The sequence below is a fragment of the Bacteroides faecis genome (assembly GCF_020091505.1).
Lineage (GTDB): Bacteria > Bacteroidota > Bacteroidia > Bacteroidales > Bacteroidaceae > Bacteroides > Bacteroides faecis.
Genome location: NZ_CP081916.1, coordinates 2,442,588 through 2,465,010 on the forward strand (window position 1 = coordinate 2,442,588; position 22,423 = coordinate 2,465,010).

At 40.2% G+C, this 22,423-nt stretch carries 11 protein-coding genes; 10 read left to right on the forward strand and 1 reads right to left on the reverse strand.

Features of this window, described 5'->3' with window-relative positions; genetic code table 11:
- Nucleotides 1-16: 16 nt before the first annotated feature.
- Entirely contained in the window at nt 17-2,320 is a 2,304-nt protein-coding gene (locus K6V30_RS09390; RefSeq protein WP_029425326.1) for a fasciclin domain-containing protein, read from the reverse strand.
- A gap of 426 nt (nt 2,321-2,746) precedes the next feature.
- On the opposite strand from K6V30_RS09390, the gene K6V30_RS09395 reads away from it, so the two are divergent.
- From K6V30_RS09395 to K6V30_RS09440, 10 genes are all read left to right on the forward strand, one after another.
- The gene (locus K6V30_RS09395; RefSeq protein WP_010536759.1) at nt 2,747-3,925 is read left to right on the forward strand and encodes a tyrosine-type recombinase/integrase; all 1,179 of its coding nucleotides are present in this window, start codon (nt 2,747-2,749) and stop codon (nt 3,923-3,925) included.
- A gap of 398 nt (nt 3,926-4,323) precedes the next feature.
- Nucleotides 4,324-6,576 (forward strand): fasciclin domain-containing protein, encoded by a 2,253-nt coding sequence (locus K6V30_RS09400; RefSeq protein ID WP_010536760.1) that lies wholly within the window; start codon nt 4,324-4,326, stop codon nt 6,574-6,576.
- A gap of 18 nt (nt 6,577-6,594) precedes the next feature.
- On the forward strand, nt 6,595-9,861 hold the full coding sequence (locus K6V30_RS09405; protein ID WP_010536761.1) for a SusC/RagA family TonB-linked outer membrane protein: 3,267 nt from the start codon (nt 6,595-6,597) through the stop codon (nt 9,859-9,861).
- Between the two features lie 12 nt (nt 9,862-9,873).
- Nucleotides 9,874-11,460, forward strand: coding sequence for a RagB/SusD family nutrient uptake outer membrane protein (locus tag K6V30_RS09410; RefSeq protein ID WP_055268688.1), 1,587 nt, complete (start codon nt 9,874-9,876; stop codon nt 11,458-11,460).
- 8 nt (nt 11,461-11,468) lie between these two features.
- Complete coding sequence (locus K6V30_RS09415) at nt 11,469-13,214, forward strand: DUF5108 domain-containing protein (RefSeq protein WP_074759411.1); 1,746 nt, start codon at nt 11,469-11,471, stop codon at nt 13,212-13,214.
- A 5-nt stretch (nt 13,215-13,219) separates the two neighbouring features.
- Nucleotides 13,220-14,965 (forward strand): hypothetical protein, encoded by a 1,746-nt coding sequence (locus tag K6V30_RS09420; RefSeq protein WP_010536764.1) that lies wholly within the window; start codon nt 13,220-13,222, stop codon nt 14,963-14,965.
- Nucleotides 14,966-14,981: 16 nt separating this feature from the next.
- Complete coding sequence (locus K6V30_RS09425) at nt 14,982-18,134, forward strand: SusC/RagA family TonB-linked outer membrane protein (protein WP_022302228.1); 3,153 nt, start codon at nt 14,982-14,984, stop codon at nt 18,132-18,134.
- Nucleotides 18,135-18,139: 5 nt separating this feature from the next.
- Nucleotides 18,140-19,891 carry a hypothetical protein gene (locus tag K6V30_RS09430; RefSeq protein WP_022302229.1) on the forward strand — a complete coding sequence of 584 codons (1,752 nt, stop codon included), beginning with the start codon at nt 18,140-18,142 and terminating at the stop codon, nt 19,889-19,891.
- 31 nt (nt 19,892-19,922) lie between these two features.
- Entirely contained in the window at nt 19,923-21,530 is a 1,608-nt protein-coding gene (locus tag K6V30_RS09435; RefSeq protein ID WP_022302230.1) for a rhamnogalacturonan lyase, read from the forward strand.
- A gap of 21 nt (nt 21,531-21,551) precedes the next feature.
- A complete protein-coding gene (locus K6V30_RS09440; protein WP_010536768.1) occupies nt 21,552-22,205 on the forward strand; it encodes a hypothetical protein in 654 nt (217 codons plus the stop codon).
- Nucleotides 22,206-22,423 lie beyond the last annotated feature (218 nt).

A 22,423-nucleotide genomic window follows, 5' to 3' on the forward strand; every position in this document is an offset into this window, starting at 1 on the left:
ATTCTTAAAATTCAAATTACATAAGAAGAGATTCGATAAAATGGAAACATCCGTCATTATAACAGAATGGGAAATAGTTGTATTTTCCAGATACCTGTACCACTTTTGTACCATTCTTAAGCTGGAATGAGAGAGAGGTCCCCAGGTCGTTATAAATAATTGTATTTCCGCTGTAATTGACATATTCGCCACTTTCCATCTTCGAACCCGGATAACAAGCTGAAGGTACAGAAGAGGCTACTAGGAAATAGTTACTGATGTATTTCTTCAGCTCAATCTTTTCGTCACCGGTCAGTCCGTTACCAGAATCAATCAGACCTAATGTACCATCCTCATAAACCGTAAGCTTGTCGGCTCCCGGAATCTGTTTGCCGGCTAATGCATTCTTGATCGTTTCATTGGTCGGAATAAAAGCAATGGTACGGCCTGCTAATCCCGCTACTGTTTCTCCGGAAATCATATCTGCCTGTTTCAATAATTGTGCGAAACAATAATAAGGATAACGTGCATCCTGACAGATAGCCAATGCTTTTTGCATGCTGTTTCCCTGACCGTCTTCTGTTTCTGCCTCGAATAATCCGGATATTGCATTCGCTTTATAAGTGTAGGTCTTTCCGTTTGCCCATGGTTTACCGCTATTGGTGACTTCTTCGAATTCAACAAATGGATCGATCGTACTTCCCGGTTCCAATATACCGTTGAAATGACTGTTACAGGTTATCTTTCCATCTTTAACAAACCAGTAGCAGAAGGCAGATTGAATAGGGATGACTTGTGTTCCTTGCTTTTTAAGTTCGACTTCCTCACTCATTACAGTATGTGCACGTATAATGCGTTGTAACTCGTCCGAAGAAACGGCTTCCCATTCTCCTTCGGGCTTTTGTTCGAGCTTTCCTCCTTCGGCATAATAATTCAAGAAGATACCATCTGATTCGAATCCGGAATTGTCAGGGATCAATAATGTGTATTTTTCGTTTTCAGATCCGAATGAACTCAGCAGGTTTGCGCCATTCATTGCATATAAGAAATTCAGGAATCTCTTTTCGTGGAAGGCCGGACCGGATACTGAATTGAAAAGAATCGGAGTCTGAATCTTGCCCAATCCGTAGAAACTGCCATTCACACACATTTTTCTATTGACGTCCGATGCATAGGGATCAAAATTATATTTTGTACCCGAAGCGGTGGTAACGGTGCCATTCACAATTTCTTCCGGGAAAGCTACTGAACCACTATATACATATTCATTAAGGAACAATGTCTGTATTAATGGGTCAAGTGAACTGTAATCAGCGTATCCGCTGTTTTTCCAGTATGAATTAAAGAATTCGTTCAATGCTGTATTATTAGGAGCAAACAGACTATATGCACGATAAGCTAATGTGTCCAAACGTTGATAGTCATATTTGTACCATTCCATAGCAATGGGAGCTAATGGAGATCTGTGGCTATGCAAGTATAAAGTATCTGCATTCAATGCGCTGCCATATTTCTGGGTAAGTTCATCGTTAGGCGTATAGATGGAGAACTTGTCATACATCGCCAGAAAATCGGAATATTCAGGATTAGATTTAAGTTGGTCATAAATTGATCCTAAAGGTTCCAGAACTTTGTTGATTGTATAAATATAGCCGTTGTTGGCTATTAAGCCATATTCTTTCACTGAAGCTTCCGAAACATTAAATCCATCATTACCGGTCCAGGTTGAATTGGGATAGAAAGCTTCGTAATTCTTTTTAGCATCAATTTTCTTAGATGAGAAGAAGTAGTGTGAAAAGACTGGGACAAATCGTTCCAGATGATAGACGGTGACTGATTTACCGGTTAAAGGGTCAACTTCTCTTGTCGGTTCTCCTGAACTACGTGTCCGGAATTTATAGTATAATCCCGGATCAAGAATTTCAGTACCTTCATCATAGGCTCCCTCACCTTCAGGACGGAAATTTTCCATACTACCTTTATTATAGGAATAATACAATAGATGGAATCCGATTAGTTCTTTCAGCTCTCTGGCAGGAATGTCTTTTACTGTCGAATAATTATGTTCCGACAGATAAGCGGTAAAAGCATTGTTGTCTGGTGCCATAACGGTCATTAATCCTCTCCCGTTCATAATCTCATAATAACCGGCACGCTCTGCTGCTTCAAGGAACATGGAGAATTGTCCATCCATGCTTTCGTCCGAAAGTAATTCCCAAGCGCTTCCTTTTACCCACCCGGGAACTTCATAATGTTCATCCATCTTATCCTCGCAGGACCATAGGAAAAATGGAATAAAAGACAGCCATAGCAGCCTTCGCATAATCGTTAAGTTTTTCATAATATAAAAAAATAAATATTTCAATAATAACTAAGATGTTTCTCGCGTACTCATGAAATTAATGCTGCACACAAATGCCATTGCTGATAAGAATTCTATTATCAGATGAAATTTGTGTGCATAAACAAGTTGTCACATTGGTTGCTCTTTTCATATAATCCAATTAAGTTAAGTTAAACAAAAGTTAGATTCTGTTTTCAAAGAGTTCTTTATTATAAAGACCTGTGAAAAACTGTTGCAAACATAGCGAGTTAGTGAAGAAATACCAATGAAGAATCGTACAAAAGCATGGAAAATACCGTCTTTTGCACGGAAATCCATGCAATGAACTCATTTTTTTATCAAGAAACAAGGTTTGGGGGGCATTTTATTCCTTTTTCGTTGTATGGAGGATAGTTATTTATAAAACAAAACCTTAAAAGTAATATGGCAAATTTTTCAATTGTAATTGTGCCGACTAAGAAGTTGGCGAATGGCAGACATCGGATAAGAATAGCAGTAGCTCATCGGTCAAAGACCAGATATATTCCGACTCAATTTACGTTGGATTCCGCAAGTCAGCTAAAAAATGGCAGAGTTGTCAGACACGAAAATGCAGTTAACATAAATTCGTGTTTACGTAGAATGATCGATGAATACGAGGAAATCCTCGCTTCCATTAGTTATTTGTCTACAATCTCATGTACTGAACTGATACATATTATCACTTACGAACAAAAGAAGAAAGGGATAACTTTTCAAACAATAGCAAAAGAATACTTAAGTTTCATGGCAGGGGAAGAAAGACAAAAATCTTATAGCTTGTACAAAATAGCAAGTGAAAGATTGATTAAATATATGAAGGGAGACTTTCCTTTGGTTCAACTAACTCCTCTTCATATACAAGAATTCGCAGAGTACCTATATAAGGAAGATTTAAGTGATACGACGATAAGAATCTATCTGACTCTGATAAAAGTAATATTGAACTATGCAAGTAAAATGAATTATGTAACTTATCACATTCATCCCTTTATACTTTTTAAAATGCCAATAAGTACTGTTAGGGATCTTGATTTGTCAATAGATGAATTAAAAAGTATTAGAGATGCGAAATTCCTGAAATCATCTTTGAACATAACCAGAGATATTTTTATGCTTACTTACTATTTAGGTGGGATTAACCTGAAAGATTTACTGGAATACAACTTTAAAGATAAAGATTATATAAGATATATACGTCATAAAACTCGTAACAGAAAAAAAGGGGCAAATGAAATCGTGTTCTCTTTGCAACCTGAGGCAAAAGAGATTATTAACAGATACCTGTCGAAGGAAGGTAAACTTAGATTCGGAAAATATTTATCCTATAAACAGATATATAGTTTAATTTTCCGTAATATAAATAAGGTGGCGGAAATATCTGGTATAAGCAAGAAGGTCACTTATTATTCTGCTCGAAAAACATTTGCACAACATGGATATAATTTGGGAATACAAATCGAGAAAATAGAATACTGTATAGGACATAGTATGAAAAGTAATCGTCCCATTTTTAATTATATAAAAATAATGCAAGAACACGCAGATAAAGTATTCAGGGAAATATTGAACCAATTATTATAAATTTATGCTGCAGTAAGGCATATCGATTTGATTTCAGAATAACTACTTCTTATCTTTTTAGTTGCTTATTAATTGTCCACAGGCAATCTTACATTTTTCATAATACGCTTATACACAAATATTTTGCTCAAAGTCATTAATCTAACTTTTGTTTAACTTAACGTTTTGATATAATTATGAAAAACCACGAAATTTATATGAATGCCTGCAAATCTATGCAGTTGCTAATATCAAATGTAAGTCTTTTATGCTATTCACGATATCAATCTCCCTTTTTAGCAGATTTTTAATTATAACTTAATATAATTTTTAGTATTATGAGAAATGCAATGATTCGAAAGCGGCATTTGCTGCTACTATTGTTCCTCTCTTCCTTTTTCCTGTCCTGTGAAGACAAGATGGATGAACACTATGAAAAACCGGCATGGCTGAAAGGTACAGCTTGGGAAGTTCTTTCTAATGAATATGGAGGTAAGTTCTCCATGTTTTTGGAAGCAGCAGAGCTATCAGGTTTCAGGCCTATTCTTGATGGTAAGAGTGTCGCAACTGTCATGGCTCCGGACAATGATGCGTTTACCACTTATCTGGAGGAACACGGTTATGTTTCAGTCAAGGACATACCGACAGATGATCTGAAGAAATTGATTGGTTATCACTTAATCTACTATTCTTATAGTAAAACCGATCTCGAGAACTTCCGGCCCGAGGACAGTGCAACAAGCAAAGACGACGATGAAGATGATGAACTGGGTGTATTGCAACCGGGTATGTATTACAAATTTCGCACACACAGTACCAGCCCTACTACGAAGGAAGTGGATCCGGCAACAAAAAACACAGTAACCGTCTATCACCTGGAGCGGTTTTTACCTGTATTCTCTCACCACATCTTTGCATCTAAAGGCATAGATGCAAAGAAGAATTATGAATTTTTCTATCCTAACTCTACATGGACGGGAGATAACGGGTTCAATGTGTCGAATGCAAGCGTTAAAGAATACCAAATCATAACAAACAACGGCTATATATATAATGTAGACAGAGTATTGGAACCATTGGAAACTATTTATGATGTTTTGAAGAAGAAATCAGATTATTCCGATTTCCTCGACTTCTATAGCCAATACAGTACTTATACCTATGATAAGGACTTGTCTGCCGATTATGGAAATGCAGTAGGAGTAGATAGTCTCTTCCTTCATGAACATGCGTCAAACGGACTTCCCAATATTGCTTTGGAATGGCCGACTTCCAATTTCCGTCTTTATCCGGAATTGGCTTCTATATCCTATAGTATCTTTGCTCCGTCCAATCAGGCATTAAATACTTTCTTCAATAAATATTGGAAAGCTGGAGGATATTCTTCTTTGACCGATTTGGACCCGTTGATTACCAAAATATTACTTTATCAATCAGTATATGGTGGATCTATTGTATTCCCAGACGAAATAAGCGGAATAACCAACTCTTTGGGTTCACACTATGATTTCCAGTTGAGCGATGTGAAAGATAAGAGCATCTGCGTGAACGGCAGCTTCTACGGATTGAGTAATTTCCCGATGCCTGAAATATTCAGCACTGTAATGGGACCGTCTTTCCTTAAAAGAGATTATCTGCTTTCGTTGTATGCTATCTATCAGAGTAATCAGATGGCTGCATATACTACCACTGCAACCAACTATACGATGTTGATCACTAAAAATAGCGGATATGAAATCAGTGATATGCGTCTGATGTCTGATGGAGTAGGCAATACATTGGCAACTTCCGGAGAAGATGGCGATGTGGCTGTATCATCATCAGATCTGAAAAGAATCGTTAGTGGCGGAACCGTAGTAGGTGAAGTTAATTTTAACGCTCCTTGGGCAGTTCATGCTACTCAGGATGGCGGAACATACTGGTTTATAAAAGACGGAAAGATGACAACGAACTACGTGTTTAATAGTGTGTTAGGGCAAGATCCGCAAACGGTGATTCCTACGCTTTTTACTGAAGTGAAAGAGGTGACCAACGATGGTGGCGGTGTGTGGACAAACGGAAAAGTATATGAATATGAAAGTGATTTCGGTGTATTCGGAAAGTTGGATGGATTGGAATATACAAGCCTGAAGACGATGTTAACCTCTATCGGGGAAACGAAATATCCCAATTTCGTGTTTGCCTATTTAATGAGACAGGCTGAAATATTTGCTACCATAGACGGTGTACTTGCTTGGGATTATCGATTGGCAGGGCGTCTTATCGGGTTCATTCCGACTAATGAAGCTTTGAAAGAGGCTTTGGATAATGACCGGATTCCGGGAGTGAAAGGTACGATTGATTTGAGTTTACCTTCGCCCACTCTTCAAGGTGAGGTTACAAACAAACGCTTGTTGGGAGAATATTTACTTAATTATTTCTTTACGCCTACCAATGCTCCGGTTGCATCAGGCTGTCCGTATCTTGGATCACCCGATTGGTTATCGGGAGAGTATCGTAACAGCAATAATATTCCTGTGAAGTATACTGATAATGGTGCTTCTATTACCTTGCAGTTGCAGAATCAAACCACCGGTCGGTATGGAAATGCGTGTAAGGTAGTATCATACGAGAATTTCCCATTTGCTTTTATGGACGGTGCTTTCCACCTGATAGACGCTGTTTTTAATTAACTGAATATCTAATTAATCATGAATCAGACAAATAAAGTCTTTTATACATTGGTAGCCATTTTTCTGTCCTGTTCTATAGAAATGGCAGGGCAGGTACAGAAGGTTATATCCGGTACGGTTACCGAATTGTTTGGAAAAACTGCCGAGCCACTGGTTGGTGTAAATGTCAATCTAGTAAACAACCAGAACCGTTCGTTGGGTGGTGGTATCACAAACCTGAACGGGCAGTATAATGTGAAAGTCCCTGGAGGAGAGAAAGATCTGACGATTGTTTATTCCTACATCGGAATGAAAACAAAGCGTATAAAGTATACGGGGCAAACTCTTTTGAATGTGACTTTGGAGTCAGAATCGATGGCTGTGGATGAAGTTGTCGTTTCAGCCCGTAGGTTAAATAGAAATGATTTGGGTATTTCGGACAAAGAAATGGTTTCGGCTACTCAGAAAGTCGATATGGAAAAGCTGATTGCTGCTGCGCCTGTTGTATCCATAGAGGAAGCTCTACAAGGACAGTTGGGTGGTGTGGATATTGTTTTGGGAGGAGACCCCGGTAGCCGTAGTGCTATCAGAATCCGTGGTACAAGTACGTTGAATGCATCTTCTGATCCGTTGATTGTTATCGATGGTGTGCCTTATCCGACAGAAATCAGTGATGACTTCAATTTTAGCACAGCTACGGAAGAAGACTTAGGTGCCCTTTTAAATATCTCACCTAATGATATAGCCTCAGTTGAAGTATTGAAAGATGCGTCGGCTACTGCTATTTGGGGTACTCAGGGTGCTAACGGTGTATTGGTTATTAAGACAAAACAAGGTACGGTTGGTAAAACTCGTTTTTCATTCTCCTCTAAATGGACGATGAAGGAGGATCCGAGTACTATTCCGATGCTGAACGGTAAGGAATATACTTCTCTTATGCAGGAATCTATCTGGAATTCTGCCAAATACATCGGTCTGAATAATCCGGGAAATAAATATCTGAATATGTTATCTGATGCACCGGCAATCGGTGACAATCCGGACTGGAGATACTATGATGAATATAACCAAAATACCAATTGGTTGGATTATGTACGCCAAAAGGCATTGGTTTCTGATAACAGTTTTTCAATGAACGGTGGTGGTGAAAAAGCGACTTATCGTTTTTCGTTAGGATATATGAGTGATATCGGTACTACTATCGGTACGTCTATGAACCGTTTGAATACTTCAATGGTCATTAACTATCAGTTTTCTAATAAGTTAAAGTTCGGTGCAGATTTTTCTTATTCACAGACCAATACGGATGCGAACTGGGTTAATACTATCCGTTCGGAGGCATTGAGTAAAATGCCGAACAAATCACCTTTTACAGTAAACGACCTGACAGGTGCATTGACCGATGAATACTTTACTTATCATGATCCGAATTTTGAAGGATCCTTTAATGGAAAGAGTAACTATAATCCTGTTGCCATGGCACATGAAGCTATCAACAGAACTGTACAGCGCGAAGGTAAGATTACATTCCGTGCCGATTATGAGATAATGCCGGGATTCTTTTATAAAGGTTGGGCTTCTATCAATATGCGTGCCATTAAAACACGTCGTTTCCTCCCACAAGTAGTGACAGGAGTAGAACAAGTTAACAAATATGCTAATCAGAGTGCAGACGCTTATTCCGACCAGTTGGCTTTACAGACAGAGAACAAGTTGATGTATATCAAGAACTGGAATAACAAACATAATATCATTGCGAATGTATTAGTTCGTACTGGTCAGTATGTCAATTCAGGCTATAATAGCGAAGTATATGGTAATGCCTCTTCTGATCTTTCCGATCCGGTAGTGGGAACTACTATCAGCGACATGAATTCAAGCGAATCGGAAACACGTAATGTCTCTTTTGTAGGAGTATTGAACTATACTTTGTTTGATCGTTATGTGGTACACGGATCTCTCAATGCCGAAGGTAACTCTGCTATGGGACGTAATGAAAGAATGGGTTACTTCCCTGCTGTGGGTCTTGCATGGAACTTCCAGAATGAGCCTTTTATGAAAACGGCAAGAGATAAATGGTTGGACGAAGCGAAATTCCGTTTCAGTATCGGACAGAGTGGACGTGCTCCCAGCGGTGCTTCTGTTTATCTGGGTGCTTATGTGAAGGGAACAGACTATATGAATATGTCGGCCACCAAGCAAGCTCGTATGCAGTTGGATAATTTGAAATGGGAGACTTCTACCGAATATAACTATGGTTTGGATGCTTCTGTATTAAAAGGTCGTTTGAGATTTACATTCGATTATTATTATAAGACGGTGGAAGACTTGTTGCAAAAGAACTACAAACTACCTTCAACGACTAGTTTCGGATCGATTAGTTATTTCAATTCGGGTAAAATGGAGAACAAAGGTTGGGAGTTCCGTACAGATGTTGTTTTATTTGAGAACAAAGACTGGCGCATCAACGGTTATGTGAACTTTAGCCGTAATGAGAATAAGATTACTGAACTGCCTGCCAATATGGTACAGGAGAATTACTCGCCAAAGAATGGAGAATACGCTGCCCGTGCAGAGGTTGGACGTCCTATCGGTTCGTTCTATGGATACCGTTACAAGGGAGTATATCAGAACACGGATGCCACATACGCACGTGATGCGGAAGGAAAAGTAATGAATGATGCCAAAGGTAGACCAATCGTGATGAAGAACTTGACAGCAACCTGTCAACCGGGAGATGCGATGTATGAAGACATCAATCATGACGGTGTGATTAACCAGTATGATATCGTCTATCTGGGAAATGCCAACCCGACATTGACCGGTGGTGCCGGATTGACTATTAAGTACAAACAATTCTCTGTCAACACCTTCTTCCACGGACGTTTCGGACAGTCAGTCGTGAATACGGCCCGTATGAATAATGAGTCTATGAACGGTAATGCCAATCAGAGTACGGCTGTGTTGAGAAGATGGAAAAACGAAGGTGATATTACAGATATACCGCGTGCATTGTATGGCGAAGGATTCAACTTTTTAGGTTCTGACCGTTTTGTGGAAGATACTTCCTTCCTTCGTCTGAAACAGTTGACACTGAATTATGCATTCCCAAAAAGCATTTGCAACAAGATGGGTATCACTTCACTGACATGTTTCGTTACAGGATACAATCTGTTTACCTGGTCTTCTTATACTGGTCAGGACCCGGAAGTAAACCTTCCGTCAAGACCGACAGATCTTGCAATTGATGGTGCAACGACGCCTGTATCCAGACGATATACTTTTGGTTTTAACTTAAGTTTCTAATACGATATCAACATGAAGAAATTATTAATATACATAGTAATAGCCGGAACAACTTTACTGACTTCCAGTTGTAATGATTGGCTGGACGTGTTGCCGAAGAACGAACAGGTATCTCCGGAATACTGGAAAACAAAGGAACAGGTGGAAGAGGTGCTTGCACAAGGATACCACAATATGCGTCTGACAGTTCCTACGTTAATTTATTGGGGCGAACTTCGCGGGGCATCCATTTATGCATATTCGGGTAAGTCAAAACAGGAATTACAGAATTTCCAGTTGACCTCTTCATCAAACGAATGTAAATGGGCGAGTTTCTATTCCATACTGAATGTGGCGAACTCCATTATTAAATATGCACCGGAAGTAAAGAGGCAGGATGAGACCTATCATGAATCAGTAATGAACTCAAACATGGCTGAAGCCTACTTTATGCGGGCTTGGACATATTTTACGCTAGTGCGCAACTTTAAAGAAGTTCCCCTGATTGTGGAACCCTACATGACGGACGAATATGCGGTCGATGTGCCCAAATCTTCGGAAGAAGCGATTATTGCGCAGATCAAACTGGACATTGAGGATGCACTTTCTACAGGAGCCGCTAAAGAAATGTATGACGATGAAGACTGGACCGGCATGAGTAAAGGACGTGTCACTGTGTGGGCATTGTATGCATTGATGGCAGACGTGTGTTTGTGGAGCGAAGATTATGATGGCTGTGTGAGATATGCCGATATGCTGATTAATTCGACCTCCCCTTTCCGTCCGGCATTTGTAGAAGACCCGGAACAATGGTACAGCATCTTCTTCCCGGGCAACAGCAACGGTTCTATATTTGAACTGAATTTTGATCAGTCGCGCAATCAATCTCCTGATGATGATGCTACAGCGAGTACATATCCATCTCCATCGAATATTTACCCTTGGACACAATCTACTGTCGCCGCTCTTCAGTTCTCGAATGCAATGTGTAAACGTTTGTTTGATGAACAAACCGATACATGGGTGACTTCCAATACCGTTCGTGGTTATGGCAATACATTTATTCTTTCTTCGGGAACTGTTATTGGTAACTCCAATACGGAAGGTTATCTTCCCTTCAAGTTCAGAATCGGCGGTAAGGACGGATTGTCTACAACACGTTCTTATAAAGATGCCAACTGGATACTCTACCGCATGGCAGATGTATTGTTGATGAAAGCTGAAGCATTGATCTGGAAAGGTGGAGAAGCGAATTTTGCACAGGCTTTAGAACTTATCAATAAGATACGTACCCGTGCCAACGTTACCACGCTAAGTGTTCAGACGAATGCCGTATCACAAGAAAATATGCTTGGATACTTGTTGCAGGAGCGTGATCTTGAATTTGCTGCGGAAGGCAAACGCTGGTATGACCTTTTACGCTTCGGCAGATCGCAGAATTTTAAATATAAAGATCAGTTTATCAATATGATCATTGAGAATAACTCTACGGTGAGTGCCAGTTGGATACGTTCGGTTCTGAAGAATACCGATGCATGGTATTTGCCTATTAATCAGGGTGAGATTGACACTAACCCGATGTTAATACAGAATCCTTATTATGATGTAACTGCAAATTAATATATACTATGAAGAATATTGTAAGATTTTGCTTAATGATTTTGTGCATCACTTGTTATTCCTGTGATGATCCGTACAAGGATACGGTATTTAAGGTATATGATGTACAACCTGCTGCAACCTATCTCCAGAGTCGTCCGGACGATTTCTCCGAATGGGTGAAAGTTTTGAAATATGGAGATTTGTTCAATGCTGTGAACCGCGCAGAGGATGCTTTCACAGTATTGGCACCTACTAATGATGCAGTTCTTCGCTTTTACGAAAAGAAGGGAGTCACTTCTATCGAAGATTTGGGATATGAATATGCCCGTACTCTTGCTACATATCATGTTATTAACGACTCTATTGACAGGGAGGATTTTGTAAAAAGCGGTGAACTGCCGGGTAGAACACTCTCGGGAGATGCGTTGAAAGTTTCTTTTGGTAGTGAAGGTGGTGATAAATCTATCTATATTAATAAGGAAGCTCATGTCAGCGAGTTAGCTATTCGTACAGCCAATGGTCGTGTATATGTACTCGATGATGTATTGAGTCCTGCCGTAGAAACTATCTATGCAAAACTTGTAGAGAAAGGGAATTATAAAATTTTCTGTGAAGCGCTGGAGAAAACAACATGGAGCGATTCGTTAAGTGTAGTCAATTCTGTACTCGAAGGTCCGTTGGGAATGAGAGTTGAACTGCGGAAATACTTCACCGTATTTGCCGTATCCGATGCTATATTTGCTAAGGAAGGAATCAACAGTTTTAGTGATTTGACTGCTAAGGTGGGGGCTTTGACCAACGATTACGAGCTTCCCAATAACGAACTGAACCGGTTTATGGCCTATCATATTATGAACGGTGAACGCACCCTTGAATCTCTTCGTACATTTCCCAAACCTTTCGACAGAGAAACGTGGGAATATAGAAAGATGCTGAACACCAAAGCTACAAACGATTTGATCCTGATTTCCGAAAGCGGACTGAACGACGGCGTTAAGTTTATTGAGGAACAAGCTGACGAGATCGTGAAGAACGGATATATCCAACCGATTGACGGATATCTGCCCGTGAAAACCGAATTTGAGCCGATACCTGTAATCTTCGATTTCTGCGATTACCCCGAAGTGTCTTCTTACATTGCGGCAAAGGGAAAAGGGCAGCTTTATCAGCAAGTTTCGCGAGATGACGCGGATACGTATACAGCACTCACCAAGTTCATTGGCCGACAAGAAATTGTTCCGCAAGTTTCGTCCTATAAGATCGAAATGGGACCTGGTGGCACGTTGGCAAGCGACTGGAGTTATCTGTCGTATTGCACAAAGGGAGCCAGCACTTCAGGCAACTGGACTAAGTTGATGAACAACGATGCCTTGGTAGTTAATATCGGCTACAACGGTACATTGGACCTGACTATTCCACCTATTTTAGCCGGAAAGTATAGAATTACTTTATACTATGCATACGATCCGTCAATGAAATTTATCGGTGCGAGAGAAGAGGGCAGCCAAGCCGGTTTGACCAATTTCAGATTAGATTCGAAACGACTTAAAGGTGGCGATAACAAACGTATTTATGATGGAAAGACAGGGGATGTGCAAGATTGTTTCAATACACCGTTGACATCGGACCTGAGTGGAGTAGAAACATTGTTTGAATTTACAACGACGACTTCTCATACATTGAACGTAGTTGTGGTAGATCCCGCAGCCAGTTCGCACAATAAATTCCGTATGTATTTTGATTATATATTGTTTGAACCTGTAATAGAATAATAACCATGAAGAAAATTAGATATATCATAGCATCCGCTTTGGTTTCAATTGGACTCTGTGCCTGTACGGATACTTGGGATTCGCACTATTCCAAGTGGGATACGGTGATTGAAAATACAGAGATTGAAGCTGTAGATGAGCCGGCAGCTGATTTCCTGAAGACAGCTCAGGATTATAGTAACATGTATGCACTGTTCGACAAGACAGGTGTGATTAAAACATGGCAGGAGAAAAACCTGATGTACACCATCATGGTGGTAGGTAATGAATCTATTGCCAATACCGATCAATCGGTAACTACTAAAGCCGAAGGCAGTGAAGGACAGGCAACCGCTGAAGAAATATTTAAGGCGGAAGCACATATAACAGATGCTCTTCTTTCCCCCAGTAATCTGGAAGACGGACAACGCCTGTTGATGTGGAACGGCAAGTATGTGACCGTAAGAATCTACAATGAACCGATGGATGGTATGGAACCGGGAATTTATTTCAATGGTTCGAAAGTGAAGAAGGTGATTAAAACTAATAATGCCTACATTTATGACTTGGAAAATTATATTAATACTCCTAAAGCATTGATAGAGTATTTGAAGGATTTGCCGGACGAAGATTACTCTGTTTTTAAAGAAATGGTGTTGAGCCGTACGCAAAGAGTATTTGATAAAGCCGCAAGTACACCTATAGGAATTGATAAGACAGGAAATACGGTATATGACTCTGTATTCACAGAAAAGAGTCAGTATTTTGCAGATAAGAAGTTAGACCTTTATTCAGAGAACATTACTGCTACATTGCTGGTACCTTCTAATGACTTGATAGAGAATGCACTGAGAGAAGCGAAAGAGAAGTTGAAATCGTGGAATATGGAACGTGAAGATTCTATTCTGAACAACTGGATATTCCAGACTGCTTTTTTTAGTAAAAAGTATGTAAAACAAGATTTTATTTATAACGAGAGTGATCCGGCTTCAACGCAGGACTTTTATTCTGTTTTTGATCAACAATGGCGTACAACAGTAAATAAGGTAGATCTTGATAATCCGGTAGAGTTGAGTAACGGTGTTGCTTATAAGATAACTTCACTGAAAATACCGACCAACAAGATATTGATTTGGAGAATCAAGGAACGTTTTGAAACGTTTGACCAATTGACGGATGAAGATAAAAAGTACTATTATCCCGGATATAATTACATCAGTACTTATCTGAAAGATATTGGTGAGAATGTACAAATGAATCGTGTGAAACAATATGTGGGTGCAAATCAGCCAAAGCCATGGCTGCCGGCTATTTACTGTAGATCTATGATGCTGTGGGTCGTTGACACTGATCAACCTGGTATTTTTAAATTCAAATGCTATCGATTAGTAGAAGACAAAGCTTCGACTACCGGTTATACTGCAGTGCCTTACAAAATACCTGCAGGGTCATATAATTTCTATATGGGATTTAATGGTTCTCGTTCGCAAGTGAATGCAACATTCTACTTGAATGGGAAGAAGATTCCCAAATGTGAAAGTGGTCCTATTCCATCTTCTACAATGAAAGGCTCTAATCATGACCGTGGCGGTGGTGGATATAGTGAGCTTTATAGAGATAGCAGGTATGACCGTGATGGTTCTACGGATCTTGGAGTTGTCATATTTGATAAAACCGAAGAACTTGAAGTTACGATTGAATTTACGAAAGGGGCAAGAGGTGAAATGGAGCCGACTACATGGTGTTTCCGCCCAACAGTAGATTTGTATTAACCTTGATAAACAGGATATGAAAAAGATAAAAAAAATACTTAATATTTCTGTGCTACTCGTATGTGGAGTGGCAAATACATGGGGACAAGGAGGGCAGAAATTGACTGGTAAGATTTTGTCAGCGACGAATCAACCGGTAGAAGGTGCCATTGTCACAGTGTTAGACACGATGAATGTTACTACAAACAAAGAAGGTACATTCCAGTTTGAAGTGAAAGATCTTTCAAAGGCCAAGGAAATTTCCGTATGGGCTCCGGGGTATTTCTCAGTGAAGCAGCTTGTAAAAGAAAGACCGAATATTGTAATTACATTGATTCCGGAAAATCAATATAAATACAATGAAACGATGGTTCTTCCCTTCCGTCGGGAAGGAGAAATGCAGCTGGAAGATTATACAGCAGCTACCAATATCACAAAAAAAGATTTTATGTTGGGTACGACAAAGATCGATCGTGCATTGACAGGACAAATTGCTGGGTTGCAAATGAAACGCAGTAGTGGTATGCCGGGAGAAGGCAGTTATTATAACTTGCGCGGTATCCGCACATTGACTGGTGATAACGCTCCTCTGATTGTGATAAACGGAGTACCTCATATGCCTGATAAAACACCTTCGGAACTGATTGGCGGCTTTACCCGTGATATCTTTCAGTTCTATCATTTGCAGGATATACAGAATATCACTGTATTGAAAGGTGCGGAAGCAGCTATGTATGGTTCAATGGGCTCCAATGGTGTAATCTTGATTGAAACAGACGGTACCGCATCTAATGACTTGGAGACTAGGGTGAGTTACTATGGATCATACGGAATCAACTGGAACGATAAGCGGATGCCGGTGATGGGACTGGATGATTACAAGCAGTATCTGGCAGATATGGGTATGACTATTTCTAAGGATCCGCAGAACTTCTATACAAATTTCCCCTTCATGCAGAATCCTAACGATCCACGTTACAACTATTTGTATAACAATAATACAGACTGGCAGGATTTGATTTACAAGAACACAGCGTCCACCGATCATCTTTTCAGAGTAGAAGGTGGTGACAATATTGCTAAATACGACCTGTCGTTAGGGTATTATCGCGAGAATGGTCTGATGGATAATACAAGTATGGAACGTTTTCATACATTACTGAATGCTAATGTATTGGTTAATAAACAACTGAATATTTTTGCAACGGTAGGTTTAGCTTATATGAACGGACATTATCAGACGCAGGGTATGGATATTACGACGAATCCTATATTGGCAGCTTACGCAAGATCTCCTTTCCTAAATCCATACGAAAAAGACCGCGAGGGAAATACACTGAAAACTTACGCATCTCATTTCTACGGACGGAGCAAGAGCCGAGATTACAGCGTCAGCAATCCTTTAGCTATCATTAATACGTTGGATTCTCGTAATCGCCAATATGATCTGAATATGAAAGCCGGTATCGCATACAATCCTTTTCGAGAACTGACACTAACTGGAACAGTAGGTTTGTATTATAATTACGATAACGAACATCTCTTTATCCCTGGAGCAAGTGAAGCTACTATAGTACCGCTAAGTGATAAATACGGTGTGCGGAATAATGCGGTAAGCGACGGAGTAGCTGTAACGACCAACTTCTTTGCCAACTTGAATGCCAGTTATAAGAAAACGTTTAATTATGTTCACCAGTTGAATGCAATAGCCGGATGGCAGTTGATGACTACTAAAAACGAATATGATGCAGGAGAAGGACGCAACACCGGTAATGACTTCTACCAGACATTGGGTAGCACGACTGACGGAAGACGTTTCTTGGGTTATATCAATAGCTGGAACTGGACAAACTTCTACGGACATGCCAACTATACTTACAATAATATGGTACAGGCATCTGTGAATATAGCCGTTGATGCAGCTTCTTCTACCGGTACGGATGTTGCCCGTTTCTATACATATCCGTCAGTAGGAGTAACCTTGCTGGGCAAAGGATGGAAACCACTTCTCGATGTTACATGGCTCAATAAGCTGAATGTACGTGTCGAATACGGACTGACAGGTAACTCACGCTTTTCTTCACAGATGGGTGGATACTATTATTCCACAGTACCTTACATGCAGTTGTCAACCATCGTTCGTTCTAATATCCCGAACGTATCATTGAAACCGGAGAAGAATGCTTCTTTGAATCTCGGACTGGACTTGTCTGTACTGAACAATCGTTTGAACCTAACTTTTGATTATTACAATAATCAAATCAGCGATATGATATCTGCTATGCCTCTTTCATCTGTTTATGGATCGGTTCCTTATTATGCGAATGTAGGTAAGTTAGAGAATACAGGTATAGAGTTGGCAGTGCAGGCCTCATTGGTTCGTACCCGTGATTTCGAATGGATCGTAGGTGGAAACATCTCTCGCTCCAGAGATAAGATCAAGTCATTAGGTGGTGAGGAACAAATCGTGTTGAGTTACGATAATGGTGTGCAGATGGTCAACCGTGTCGGAGAAGCTCCTTACCAATTCTACGGTTATCAGGCAAATGGAGTATACTCCACACAAGCTGAAGCTGACGCTGCAAATCTCAGCAACCGTACCGGACGTCGTTATAATGCCGGAGATGTACGTTTTGTAGATCAGAATGGCGATAACCGCATCGACGATAAAGACCGTGTTCTTCTTGGCAGTGCTGCTCCCTCTTATTTTGGAGGTTTCTATACACAACTGAAATACAAAGGATTCGCACTTTCTGCAGAGTTCTCATATTCAAAAGACAACATCGCATACAATGCTGTCAGACAACAACTGGAGGCTATGTCTACTACTAACAACCAGAGTATTGCAGCCGTAAACCGTTGGACAGTGGAAGGACAGAAGACCGATATGCCGAAGGCAACATGGAAAGATCCTGTGGGCAACAGCTATTTCTCTTCTCGCTGGATGGAAGATGCTTCTTACCTGAGAATGAAGAACGTGACACTCAGCTACACTTTCTCTAAAACACTTTGGAATTTCTTTCGTTCGGGAACAATATATGTGACGGGCGAGAACCTGTTGACCTTTACAGATTATCTGGGAATGGACCCAGAATTCTCTTATTCTTATGCTGAGAATATGCAAGGTTTTGATAATGCAAAGCTAATGCAACCCAAAACAGTGAAAATGGGCGTTAATTTAAAATTCTAATGAAAATGAAAAAGTTTAAGATAGAAATAATACTTATGGGGGTACTGGCGATGATGTTCGCTTCGTGTAGTGACTTCTTCGAGCCGAATAATGATACGACCTTGAATGGTGATAGATATATCAAGGAAGGCAGCGAGCTTTATTCCGGTTTTCTGGGTATTATCACAAAGATACAAGCTATTGGAGACAAAGCTATTTATCTGACCGATATGCGTGGCGAACTGTTGGAACCTACCGAAAATACACCGGCTGACCTTTACAGCATTTATAATTATGATGATGATTTGAGCGGTAACACATATGCCGACCCTGCCAAGTATTATGATGTAATCATTGCTTGCAATGATTATTTGCAGAAAGCAAAAGAATACAGAGATACACATGTCACTACCGTAGATGACGATGATTATAGAGGTCTGATTAGTAGCACAGTGAGGTTGAAAACATGGACTTATCTCATGTTGGCAAAGATATATGGACAAGCTATATGGTTCGATGATCCGATGCAAAGTATGAAAGATATCGTCAGCCGGACTCCTAAGAACTTGAGTGAGCTTGTCGATGAATGCGACAAACTGTTGAATACTGGCTTTGATGGAATAAACGGTACATACAATATGTCATGGAATGAGTGGCTTGATCCTGCTAACGGGGCTACTTCTACAAACGATGAATATAAAAGATGGAATATGATGGTTCCCGGATATTTTGTACTGCAAGCAGAAATCGCACTTTGGAAAGGAGATTATCAGAAGGCGGCTACAACAATTCTTGGAGAAATGAGCAGGACCTTTGCTTTGGCTGAGTATCAGGGAAATGTTGCTAATATCAAGTATATGCGTTCGGGAAGTTACGGGAGTAATTACGGTCAGCAATATGACTCCGAGATGCCGATGCTGACAGCAACCGAATCTGTTATTATGTATGATTATAAATATAATCAACAGAATTCGTTATTGAATCATTTCGACCGTAGCGGAAGCTATATGATGCGTGCTTCCGTGCCAGGATCAAAACGTTTTGAAGATACTACTTTCAATCCGTCTGCTGATGCAACGGCAATTAAAACATCCGATGCGCGTTTCAGAGCTATTCAGGAAATCGAAAAGGATGTGGAATATGCGATACGCAAATACCGTGGCTTTAGAAAGAGCGGACATACTGTTGCTCATGACGATACATATATAATGATTTATCACACTTCTGATCTTTATTTTATGGCGATTGAAGCACTGAATAATATGGGACGTTTTGAGCCGGCATCCGTGTTGATGAATACAGGTGTCGACCCCTTCTACGGAGCCGGTGTAGTATTGGGCGAACAATGGCAAGGACTGAATTGCAACTGGGGATTGTGGACAACACTTTATGCGGGATTCCGCCGCACGTATGCTGATAATGGTGTTCGCGGTATCTTAGGACTGGGCAAGCGCGATATGTGGCAGACTCCGGAAGACATCAAAGAGGAGATTATAGCTGAACAAAGATTGGAAGGTTTGAGTGATGAAGACAAGATCAAAAAGCATAATGATATTGAATTGGTGAAAGAAGCCTTCTTGGAGTTTCCTTGTGAAGGAAAGACTTATCCGCTTATGATTCGTGTGGCAAAGCGTTGGAATGACTATTCATTCATAGCAGATTTTGTCGGGCAGAAATATGAATCCGATCTGGCTAAACAAGCGGAAGTAAAGGCCAAGATTATGGGTGGTGCTTATTTCGTACCTTGGGACTTGCAAGGTAAGTCTTCTTCTCATTAATAGCATGTTTTTCAATCAAAAAAAGAAAATTATGAAGGATATAACAAAAATAGCTTATTTACTTTTGGGACTGATATTATCAGTCCCCATGAGTGCACAAAAGACATATTATATGGACCCCGAGGGAAGTGATTCTAATCCGGGAACGTCAGATAAACCTTTTGCAACTTTAGTAAAAGTGCAGGAAGTGGTAGCTGCGGGAGATGTGGTTTATATCAATCCGGGAACTTATGTGGTTCCTGCCGACCAACTACCGATGACTACTACTAATAGCGGACTTTATCATTGTGTGTTCCACTTGAATAAAAGTGGTGAGGCAGGCAAGCCTATTTCTTATCTGGCCAATCCGAATAGACAGGGGAGACCTGTCTTCGATCTTTCGCAAGTAAAACCTAAAGATCAGCGTATTACGGTGTTTTATGTAACCGGTTCTAATCTTTATCTTAAAGGATTCGATGTTATTGGCACACAAGTCACTATTACCGACCATACGCAATCAGAATGTTTCCGTATTGTTAAAGGAGCCAATAATAACAAGTTTGAAGATTTGAGAACGCATGACGGTATGGCAATCGGTTTCTACTTGCTTGGCGGAAGCAATAATCACATCTTAAACTGTGATGCTTACAACAATTATGATTCGGTTTCAGAAGGAGGCAAAGGTGGTAATGTCGATGGTTTCGGCGGTCACATCAACTCATCTTCTGCCGGTGAAGGTAAAGGTACGGGAAATGTGTTCGAAGGATGTCGTGCCTGGTATAATAGCGATGATGGTTTCGATCTCATCAATTGTTTTGAGGCAGTGAAGATAATCAATTGCTGGTCGTTCTTAAACGGATACAAGCCCGGCACAAAAGAAGCGGCTGGTGACGGTACCGGTTTTAAAGCCGGTGGTTACGGAATGTCTGCCGATAACCTTCCAGCTACACCTGACATAATACCTCAACATGAAGTACGCAATAGTTTGGCTTATTACAATAGATTGAGAGGTTTTTATGCCAATCATCATCTGGGCGGAATCATATTCGAGAGCAATACGGCTGTCAATAGTGGAGAAAACTATAATATGACAAACCGTGAGTTGCCTTTGGCACTTCCTCCGACTGATGTGAGCGGATATGATCATATTATTAAGAACAACCTGTCCTTTGTTTCAAGATCGGGAAGTAAGCATATCGTAACAGTGAACAGGGCGAAGAGTGAAGTATCCAACAACTCTTTTGATGGTAGTGAGGAAGTGGTGGAAGCTGACTTTATCAGTCTGGAAGAAGCGGAATTGATGAGAGATCGTAAGCCCAATGGAGATCTGCCTGATGTTAATTTTGGAAAACTGACTACTGATGCGGAATTACGTTTTTGGGGAATGGGATGCTTTGCTACAGGTGAACCTACTGATCTTGATTTTGGCTGGTTGAAAAAGCCGACAATTGTTGTAGTTGGCAGTAAAGCCAGTGTAGTGGGCCCCGAAGCGGCATTGTTCACGAAGATGTATGTGATTGTAGACGGTGAAGAAACGGTGGAGTTTGATAAGAACTCAATAGACTTGTCAGACTTTAGTGGTGTGCTTGAAGTGAAAGCAGTCATTGAAGATGCAAACGGAAACGTTACAAAATCCATTGCGTTTAAATTTAAAAGATAAAACAGATAAACTTAGAATAATATGAAACAGTTTATTAATATTTATATAATATCTTTTGTCTTGATATTATCTCAGCTCAGTCTCTTTTCGTCTTGTAAAGACGAAGATACGGTTGTTGAACTGAAACTTGATCGTACAGCCATTCAAATCAAAGAAGGAAGTGAAGGCATACTAAAGATTGAAGGCGGAAACGGTGGATATCAGTTTTCTTTTTCTGAAGAAGGCTATGCTACCGCCAAGTATCGTGAAAATTTAATATACATTCAAGGAGTGAAATACGGTAAAGTGGTCTTGACTGTAACCGACTTGGAAGGGCACAGTGTATCACTTGATGTAGTAGTGGTATCGAGTGTGCTGAGCACCGATAATCAGCGTTTTGTATGGGGAAACATGATTGAATTGAATAAAGCCAATAATTGGAGCTTGTTCATCGATACCAATAGTGTTGCTATTACCAACGTATTGGAAGGAAGGCAATATGTTTTATCCTGCGATGGTGATTTGTCCGTTGGTGTAAAGGCGAATGCCACGTTAGAGATCTTGAGTAGTAAAACAGGAGCTGAACCGGAGATCGTGCAACTGGCTGGAATGGAAGTGTTGCAAATAAAAGATGGCCTTTGCTCTATTGTTTTTAGTACGGCAGACCGTATGGGTGAGCTTGTGTTTCAGAAATAGATATACACTGAAGATAAATAAATCGATCTGATATCAAGTAAAGCTTGGCTATCAGGTCGATTTTGTTATATTGGGCACTTTCAATACAATCAATGATATCGCTGTTTGCTGGAAGAAGACCGTTTATTGAACAAATATCCATTTAAATGAATGATATTCTATTTATCATTCGGGTGGTATTTTCTAATTTTGTGATGTGAAACCAGTGATAACGTTCC